The 8786-nt window shown below is 52.0% G+C and carries 11 protein-coding genes and 1 pseudogene; 5 read left to right on the forward strand and 7 right to left on the reverse strand.

Going from position 1 to position 8786, the window contains the following annotated elements:
- Positions 1–923 (forward strand): translesion error-prone DNA polymerase V subunit UmuC (gene umuC / locus WCC56_RS16295; protein WP_424693383.1); only part of this gene is annotated, 923 nt, incomplete at its 5' end.
- 51 nt (positions 924–974) lie between these two features.
- Here the strand turns inward: umuC and WCC56_RS16300 are convergent.
- The 4 genes from WCC56_RS16300 to WCC56_RS16315 all read right to left on the reverse strand — a co-directional run bounded on the left by WCC56_RS16300 (position 975) and on the right by WCC56_RS16315 (position 3666).
- Positions 975–1382, reverse strand: coding sequence for a cupin domain-containing protein (locus tag WCC56_RS16300; protein ID WP_424693384.1), 408 nt, complete (start codon positions 1380–1382; stop codon positions 975–977).
- Between the two features lie 28 nt (positions 1383–1410).
- The gene (locus tag WCC56_RS16305; RefSeq protein WP_424693385.1) at positions 1411–2022 is read right to left on the reverse strand and encodes a TetR/AcrR family transcriptional regulator; all 612 of its coding nucleotides are present in this window, start codon (positions 2020–2022) and stop codon (positions 1411–1413) included.
- A gap of 113 nt (positions 2023–2135) precedes the next feature.
- Positions 2136–2849 (reverse strand): alpha/beta fold hydrolase, encoded by a 714-nt coding sequence (locus WCC56_RS16310; RefSeq protein WP_424693386.1) that lies wholly within the window; start codon positions 2847–2849, stop codon positions 2136–2138.
- Between the two features lie 136 nt (positions 2850–2985).
- Positions 2986–3666, reverse strand: a complete 681-nt coding sequence (locus tag WCC56_RS16315) for a type 1 glutamine amidotransferase domain-containing protein (RefSeq protein WP_424693387.1) — start codon at positions 3664–3666, stop codon at positions 2986–2988.
- 745 nt (positions 3667–4411) lie between these two features.
- On the opposite strand from WCC56_RS16315, the gene WCC56_RS16320 reads away from it, so the two are divergent.
- Positions 4412–5104 (forward strand): YetF domain-containing protein, encoded by a 693-nt coding sequence (locus WCC56_RS16320; RefSeq protein WP_424693388.1) that lies wholly within the window; start codon positions 4412–4414, stop codon positions 5102–5104.
- A gap of 111 nt (positions 5105–5215) precedes the next feature.
- Here the strand turns inward: WCC56_RS16320 and WCC56_RS16325 are convergent, their stop codons facing one another.
- Positions 5216–5635, reverse strand: coding sequence for an ester cyclase (locus WCC56_RS16325; protein WP_424693389.1), 420 nt, complete (start codon positions 5633–5635; stop codon positions 5216–5218).
- On the opposite strand from WCC56_RS16325, the gene WCC56_RS16330 reads away from it, so the two are divergent.
- A complete protein-coding gene (locus WCC56_RS16330) occupies positions 5636–5953 on the forward strand; it encodes a LysR substrate-binding domain-containing protein (RefSeq protein WP_424693390.1) in 318 nt (105 codons plus the stop codon). It abuts the gene before it with no gap.
- Positions 5954–5969: 16 nt separating this feature from the next.
- On the opposite strand, the gene WCC56_RS16335 is transcribed toward WCC56_RS16330, so the two are convergent.
- The gene (locus WCC56_RS16335) at positions 5970–6692 is read right to left on the reverse strand and encodes an HPP family protein (RefSeq protein WP_424693391.1); all 723 of its coding nucleotides are present in this window, start codon (positions 6690–6692) and stop codon (positions 5970–5972) included.
- Between the two features lie 314 nt (positions 6693–7006).
- Here WCC56_RS16335 and WCC56_RS16340 point away from each other — a divergent pair, with 314 nt between their 5' ends.
- Entirely contained in the window at positions 7007–7315 is a 309-nt protein-coding gene (locus WCC56_RS16340) for an EthD family reductase (protein WP_424693392.1), read from the forward strand.
- A gap of 60 nt (positions 7316–7375) precedes the next feature.
- Here the strand turns inward: WCC56_RS16340 and hemB are convergent, their stop codons facing one another.
- Positions 7376–8353: a porphobilinogen synthase gene (gene hemB, locus WCC56_RS16345; protein WP_424693393.1), complete on the reverse strand. Its 978-nt coding sequence runs from the start codon at positions 8351–8353 to the stop codon at positions 7376–7378.
- Positions 8354–8645: 292 nt separating this feature from the next.
- Here hemB and WCC56_RS16350 point away from each other — a divergent pair.
- Positions 8646–8786, forward strand: a pseudogene (locus WCC56_RS16350) (cation:proton antiporter); the annotation flags it as partial.

Raw genomic sequence — 8786 nt, forward strand, 5'->3', positions numbered from 1 at the left:
CACTGGACACATTTGGCCGCCAGGTGCGCGACAGGATCTGGCAGGATACTCACCTGAGAGTGGGTGTCGGGATTGCGCAGACCAAAACCCTCGCCAAACTGGCCAATTTTGCCGCCAAAAAATGGACGAAAACCGGCCATGTTCTCGATCTCTCCTCACCTGCCCGCCAGCGTAAGCTGATGGAATTGCTGCCGGTAGAAGAAGTCTGGGGCGTGGGCCGCCGCCTGTCGAAAAAGCTGGAAGGATTGGGGATTGAAACTGCGCTGCAGCTGGCTGATACGCCGGTGGCGCTGATCCGCAAGCATTTTGGTGTGGTGCTGGAACGCACGGTTCGGGAGCTGCGTGGTGAAGCCTGTCTGGAGATGGAGGAAGTCCCCACTAAGCAACACATCCTCTGCTCACGCTCGTTCGGCCACCGTATCACTGAGTATCAGGAGATGCATGAAGCCATCTGTAGCTATGCTGCCCGTGGGGCTGAGAAACTACGCGGCGAGAACCAATACTGCCGGGAAATTGGCACCTTTATCCGCACCAGCCCGCACGATCCCAATCATCCTTATTACACCAACGCCGCCACTTTTAAGCTGCTGACGCCGACTCAGGATACCCGCGATATTATTCACGCCGCCGTTCAGTGCCTGGACAAGATCTGGCGGCCCGGTCATCGCTATATGAAAGGCGGCATCATGCTTGGCGACTTCTTCAACCAGGGCGTGGCGCAGCTGAACCTGTTCGATGAGTTTCAGCCTAAAGCCAACAGTGAGGAATTGATGAAAGTGCTGGATTCGTTGAATAAAAAAAGCGGTAGCCGCGTCTGGTTTGCCGGCCAGGGGATCCAGCGCGACTGGTCAATGAAGCGTGAGATGCTGTCGCCCGCTTATACTACCCGCTTCGTGGATCTTCCGGTCGTCAGAGAGTCGTGACCGCGCCAATCCTCTTCGAAAGTCCGTAAATTTGTGCGGAGCGGCAGTCATTCAAAATTCGGACTCCTCCCCGGGCAGCGATTCAGAAAGCGCCTGGCCTTCTACACCAGCATAGAAAATGATGAGCTCTGTTGGCTGTTCTTTGGTGTAGCCTCGATGTGCACTGTTTACGGTTTCATTAACCGCTTCACCCGCTTCAACGCGATGGGTATTCCCCGTGTCTTTGTCTTCAATGGTCAACTGACCGGAAAGGACATAGGCTGTATTAGGCATTGAATGGATGTGCCAGGGCAACTCACTATGAGGAGGTAAAGACATCCGCATCACTGATATTTGTGGCTTGCCTTTTGGGTACCCTTCACAGGATTGTCCATTCCAGGCCGTCCCCGTTTGTAAGACCAGTTTATGTTGAATTTGTTTTGTAGCGTCATCATTTGGATAGGAATCTTTGTCTGACATTGGTCCTCCTGGCATGTGTAAACAACCCTCAGTTTGGTAGGGAGATACGCAAAATCTGCCGGGTCATTTTCAGCGCGGCATCAAAGGGTGTCGCTGTACGGACAATTTTCACCATCACGCTGGCGCCGAGCCAAAGCTGATAGAGACTTTCGGCGACCTTTTCAGGTTCATCCTCTAGCGTTAACGTTCCTTCCGCGGCGGCAGCTTCCAGCGCATCCGCCAGCCGGGAAATAATGCCCGCCGTACCGCGCATCAGCGTCAAACGCATTTTATCTGACAGGTCAGCCACCTCTGCGCCCAGTTTAACGGCGAGGCACTTACCCTGGCAGTCATAAAAGGACTGCGTATCACGCCATTTCTGCCAGTAATTCATCAGCCTCTGGGCATGACTGATGCCTGACTGAGCCAGCGTCTCGTCAAGATCGGCCAAATAATCCGTAAAGTAACGTTCCAGCATGGCCACGCCAAAATCTTCTTTTGACGGAAAGTAGTAATAAAAAGACCCTTTCGGGACATCTGACTCGTCCAGAATTTCCTTAAGCCCGACGGCCGAGAACCCCTTGCCCGCCATAATACGCTGGCCGGTTGCAAGAATATGTTCACGGACTTGCTGGTTGTGTGGTTGCGTTGCTGTTTTCATCTCGTCAATTTACCAAGATTTAGACCAGTCGTCTATAAAGAGCCCCAGGGTGAGTTTCCTAATCACTTTAGGGCTCAGGTAACATAATCTCATCGGCTGAAACGATCTTGCTGTCAGCGTGACAGGGCCTGTGCAGCATCCTCAATGACCGCCGCAATCTTGCCCGGTTGGGAAGCGTACAGAGCATGGTTACCTTTCAGTTCGGTAACTTTACTGTTGGCGCGTCCGGCCATAAAGCGTTCCAGCTCAGGGTTGATAGCCCGATCCTCCGTCGCTACCACGGCCCAGCTGGGCTTATTTTTCCAGGCCGGTTCACCTGCCGGTGCGCTGAATGCCGCAACCGAAGGCATAACCTGAGACTGCGCCAGAAGATCCGTTTCTTTTCTCGGTAAGTCTGCGGCAAAGTCAGCATGGAACGCTTCCGGCTTCAGATAGAGAAAGTGATCCTCCGTTTCAGCAATGGAGTGCGATGCAGGTGGGTATTTTTTTGCCAGACTCAGCAGCGAGTCCCCTTTATCGGGTTGCATGGCCGCAATGTATACCAGACCAGCCACGGAGGGATCGTTACCCGCCTCGCTGATGATCATCCCCCCGTAGCTGTGCCCGACAAGGAGTGTTTTACCGTTTTGCATCTTAAGTACGCGCCTGGTCGCCGCGACATCATCAGCTAAAGAGGTTTGCGGTTCCTGAACAATTGACACCTTATAACCCGCTTTATTCAGAATACGGGCGACCGGGTCCCACCCAGAGCCATCAACGAAGGCACCGTGCACCAAAACGATGTTTTTCACCGGCGCGGCCAGAGATGACTGGGCAGACACAGACATAGCCAACCCTAATGCCACTGATACGATTGATTTTCTTAACATGTATTTTCTCACTTATTTTAAGAAGGTTTGATTCAATCAGGCTATTAAGGCTGGGCGTTTTCTACTCTGCCCAGCTCAGATAACCGCAGATGTTTTAGCTGGCTAGCTGTTTTAACAACTGTTCCGCCGTTTCTGCCGATGAAGTCGGGTTCTGGCCGGTGATCAGCAGGCCGTCGGTCACGACATACGAGCTCCAGTCAGCGCCTTTAGAATAGAGACCGCCCTTCGCAATCAGCTCGTCTTCCACCAGGAACGGCACGACATGGGTCAGGCCCACCGCCTCTTCTTCAGTGTTGGTGAAGCCGGTGACCTTACGCCCCTCTACCAGCGGTTTACCCTCCGGCGTTTTAACATGACGCAGTACACCCGGTGCGTGACATACAAACGCCACGTTCTTGCCAGCGGCAAAGAAGGATTCAATCAGCGCAATCGAATGCTGATCTTCCGCCAGGTCCCACAGCGGACCGTGACCGCCCGGATAAAATACGCTGTCGAAATCAGCCTGCGACACGCTGTCCAGACGAACGGTGGTCGCCAGCTGAGCCATCGCGTCGGTATCCGCTTCAAAGCGGTGGGTGAATTCGGTCTGGAAGTCAGGCTCGTTGCTTTTCGGATCCAGCGGCGGGTTACCGCCTTTAGGTGAAGCCAGCACGATTTCCGCTCCGGCATCTTTGAAGGCGTAGTACGGCGCGGCCAGCTCTTCAAGCCAGAAGCCGGTTTTACGGCCGGTGTCGCCCAGGGTGTCGTGAGAGGTCAGTACCATCAAAATTTTCATTGTCATTCTCCAGAATGTCGATTTCATATTAGACCGGTCGTATATTGATTGAATCAAAAAAATCGACGGGTCAACGGTGTTGTTTCTGCACTGCCTGTTGCCGAAGAGATGACGTTTCTATCCCTCTTGCAGCCAGCATGTCGCTCCCCTTCCCTACGGTTAGAAGCTCCCTGCCGTGATAAACATCAACGGATGTCGTGATGCAAAACTAACAAGTATTCGACCGGTCGTCTATAGATTTTTGCCGTTTATGAAAAAAAATCCGCTAAAAGGGAGTCTGGCAACCTTTAAATTCATTTATTTCCTATTTAAATCAATAAAATAAACAATACCCGCCAGATGTGATGATTAACGGATTTAACTCCGCTTCTCGCTTAAGGCTGCCCCGCTAACGTTTGCCTGGTAAAAAAAAGAGCTGCCGAACAATACCTGAGGATTTATCGCAATCGGAACGAATCGTGAACGCAGTCATCTCCGTGTTCGAAGATAATGATATTTAAAATGTCCCCCCCTATTTCATTTAAGAATGTTGATTACTCTTCCTGCGCTTCCTGACGCTGTTTTGGCATAAAAGATGAGATAAGGTGCGCCTTCTACCTGTCGGAAAAATTGAAATATTATTCACATCACTGTCCCAGAAACATATTGTGATTTGGGTTAAGTTTTAAGAGTACTCTGTCGGCAAGTGTTTTCGATGTATTTACCACTATAATGTCAACACTCTGGCCTCACTGGGAAAGTGAAAATGAATAGTTCAGACTGGCATAAATTCCTCCTTAACGATCTCGAATGGACTTTTCTTGGTGAAGTCGCGGTGCGTGTATGCATAGCGTATGTGGTGGTTTTTACCTTTCTTAAAATCTCCGGTAGACGTGGCGTACAGCAACTTTCTTTGTTTGAAGTGGTCATTATATTAACGCTTGGATCGGCCTCCGGTGATGTCACCTTTTATGATGACGTCCCTGTGCTACCCGTGATCATGGTTTTTGTCGTGCTACTCTTACTTTACCGTGCAACGACATGGTCGATGTCTCGCTTCCCGCTCATAGCTCGCCTTGTCGAGGGTGAGGTGATTACGCTGGTTTCTGAAGGCCGTTACGTTATTAACAATCTGGACAGACTCAATATCTCCGCGAATGAATTTTTGATGGAATTACGCCTGAAAAATATCGAGCACCTGGGACAGGTAAGACTTGCCCTTGTAGAGGTTGACGGACAGCTAAGTGTCTATTGTTATGATAATGAATGCATCAGACCTGGTCTTTCGGTATTACCCCCTGAGCACCGGCAGAGTCTGACTGAGATACACACCGCAGGGACTTACGCTTGCAATCACTGCGGTCACGTAGAAAAAATGACCGAAACTGGCACACTCAGTTGCTCGCGGTGTGACCATGATGAGTGGTCTGAGGCATTAACTGCCCCCCGTACAGGTTGATAACGACTTCGACGCAATAAGTGGAAATAATCGCCGGTCAGCTAGAGGGGGGATTGATTCACCCCGTTGTATTAATGTTTATTATTTTACCGCACAGAGTTTTCCGCGTAATTATCCCAATTGAGGAAACTGCCCAAGCTGACGAAATAAGCCAAACCAGTCCTCAAGATGCCAGGTATGGGTGATGCGCCCGCCGGACAGATGATGGAATTCAAAGATGGCAAAATTCACTGACTTCCCTGTCGCCGGGATCCCCATGAAACTGCCGAGGTGCGTGCCGGTGATCTCTGCACGCACGCCAATGCGGCCAGGCGTTTGCACCACTTCATGAATCTGGATATGCACATCCGGTCGCGCTTCTATAAATCCCAGAATAATCGGTTTAAGTCCTGCTGCGCCCGGGCCCTGGCCTGGTGCGAGGGGAATATCCTGCCAGTCATCACTGACCACCCTGTCCAGCAAGTCAGGATTTTTTTCATTGAAGGCGCGGTACAGCGTTTCTACTGCGGTGCGTTCTGCTGACAGAGTCATGTGCTGGTGTCACCGGAAGGCGATGGTTATGGTCTGGTGGATCAGGTGTTGGCGCAGCAAGGATTACAGCGCAGTCGCGCACTTACCTTGCCACAGATGTTTGCCGCACCGGCCGTGGTGGCCGCTACAGATATGGTGACCACCGTGATGAAACGTGTTGCTCAACAGTCATCAGTCACCGATCGGTTACTGATGTTTACGCCACCGGTGAACTTACCCACAGTGCCTTTCGATCTGATCTGGCACCGCCGCAACGAAGCGTCATCAGCCCAGCGTTGGCTCAGAGCCCTGATCGCTTCGCTGGCCTCGTCACTTTAACGGTCTGGTGAAGAAATCAGTGCAGATCCCCAGACTGGCGACGATGCGCCCGCTGTTGCGCCTGAGACAAAATCTCCTGCAAATCGTCTTCATAGATATCAAGATAATCACCGCGCTCAGCAAGGACAGCGTGTAAATCCTCACGACTCACACCCACCCGTTGGGCTGGCATCACCTGAGTTGTATCAGTCGTCGTTTTTACCGGGGCAGCGTGGGGATAGCGGCGACGCAATGCGTTATTGAACACCAGCGCCACTGCGGTTAAAAACAGGGAGTTGATCAGCACCGGATAGAGGACAAACCCGAACCCAAGATGGCTAATCGCCGGTCCGCCGAACACAGCCGTCAGCGCTACCGCACCGCTTGGTGGGTGTAAACAGCGTAACGAGAACATCAGGCTGATAGTCAATCCAACCGCTATCCCTCCCGCTAAATCGGTATGCCCAATCCATTGGGCGCAGGCCACACCAATAAACGAGGCAATCAGGTTGCCGCCAATAATTGACCAGGGCTGAGCTAAGGGACTGGCAGGCACACCAAATAACAGCACTGCCGAAGCCCCCATAGGTGCAATAAACCATGGGTTCGCTTCGCCAAGCATCAGGTGGGATAAATAATTGGTGCCCGTCAACGCGATGGCAGCACCGATTGCCGCAGCAAACCGTTCTTTCCGGGCTGGCAATGCCGCCTGCGGCCAGAACGTTCGGGCCCAGCGGGTGAGTGTTTTGAGTAGATTCATCAGTAATAGCAGGAAATTTGTTAACACCAGAAGATAATGCGCAGCATTTTAGCTAGCAATATTCATTGTATCCAGACAAATCACTAAAAAGCGCAGGGAATGCTAATAAGCCTGAGCAGAAAATCATAGCACTGAGGAGAGGATTTCTGCCCTCACCCGATGAAGGCAAGGAGCATGATAAGAGGGGCTTAAGCGCCCAGATGAAGGTGAGCCAGCCCAATGACTCCAAAGCGCTAAATGCCGTGCTGGCATCCTCGCTATACTGAACAGAACGGTACGGGAAGCGTGCCGGGGAAACTCAATGAGGTGAAGGTTTGATTAAATACAGCGTACTTTATCCGACTACTGAAAACGGCCACTTTGATCATGACTATTATCGCGACGTGCATCTGCCGCTGATCAAAGAGCGGATGGGCGACTATCTGGTCTCTTACAGCATCGACAAAATCCTCTCCGCACCGGATGGATCGCCAGCGCCGTATGTCGCGGCCTGCCATTTGATCTGCCATTCAGCCGAAGCGCTGCAAAAAGGCATGGCCGGTCATGTGGATGAGATTGTGGGTGACGTGGATAACTTCACCAATATCAAATCGGTGAAATGGATCGCTGAAGTGGTGGTGTAACCCACGCAGCAGACGTAAAAAAACCGGCTCAGTGGCCGGTTTTTTATTTCTTACGCCAGGCTACAGCAGCTTTTTCTCAGCCAGATCCAGCGCGAAATAGCTGAAGATCAGATCGGCACCGGCACGCTTAATTGCGCCCAGGCTTTCCAGCACCACATCACGCTCGCTGATTGCGCCAGCCTGAGCCGCAAACTTGATCATCGCGTACTCGCCGCTCACCTGATACGCCGCCAGCGGCAGTTCAGTGTGGTCACGGACGTCACGGATAATATCCAGATAAGCCCCGGCAGGTTTCACCATCAGTGCATCAGCACCTTCGGCCTGGTCGATTAACGACTCGCGCAGCGCTTCGCGGCGGTTCATCGGGTTCATCTGATACGTTTTACGGTCGCCCTTCAACGAAGTGCCTGCCGCTTCACGGAACGGGCCGTAGAAAGAGGAAGCAAACTTCGTGGAGTAAGACATGATAGCGGTGTCAGTGAAACCGGCGGCATCAAGCGCGTGACGGATAGCAGCTACCTGACCGTCCATTGCCGCAGAAGGGGCAATAAAATCGGCTCCAGCCTGAGCCGCAGCAACAGCCTGTTTGCCCAGGTTGATCAGCGTGGCATCGTTATCTACGCCATGATCGTGCAACACACCGCAGTGACCGTGCGTGGTGTACTCACAGAAACAGGTATCGGACATTACGATCATTTCCGGCACGGTCTCTTTGCAGATGCGCGACATCCGTGACACCAGGCCATTTTCCTGCCAGGAATCACTGCCATCCGCGTCGGTATGATGCGAAATACCAAACGTCATCACTGAACGGATACCTGCCTTAGCAATACGTTCAATCTCATAGGCCAGACGCTTTTCAGGAATGCGCATCACGCCAGGCATCGCCTGAATGGCTTTATAGTCATCAAGACCTTCTTCAACGAAGATCGGCAAAGCCAAATCGTTGAGACTCAGTGAAGTTTCCTGGAACATGGCGCGAAGAGACGGGGTCTGGCGCAGACGTCTTGGACGTTGATTAGGCGTATAACTGGACAAAACAACCTCGGTTTAGCGGAGGATCGCCGGCAGAGACTGGCCAGCGAGAAAAAATGAGTCTGCTAACAGTATACCTCTGACTGCCTGCTGACAATCTTTGCGGGGATCAGGGGCACAGAATGCGTAATACAGGGCAGTGGTTTCCAGAAACAGACATTCCCCCAGCTGATTTTCCTCACCAACCCTCTTAATAACCGACTGTTGGTTTAAAAACTCGCCACTTCAACAGGATATCTCTCCCGCTTCGCTTTTTGCGTCCATACTTCAGGTAACAAGTTTAAAAGGAGTAACAATGGGATTTCTTGGCTGGACCGCCGCCACCGGCGGACTATTACTGTTAATGTCACTGGCATCGGGTTGGATTAACCGTGGGCCGGTGACGGCTTTTGCCTTATATCTGGCGGCGGGCATTGCCTGCGGCCCCTGGGTGCTG

It is taken from the genome of Erwinia sp. (assembly GCF_049696395.1).
Classification (GTDB): Bacteria; Pseudomonadota; Gammaproteobacteria; order Enterobacterales; family Enterobacteriaceae; genus Erwinia.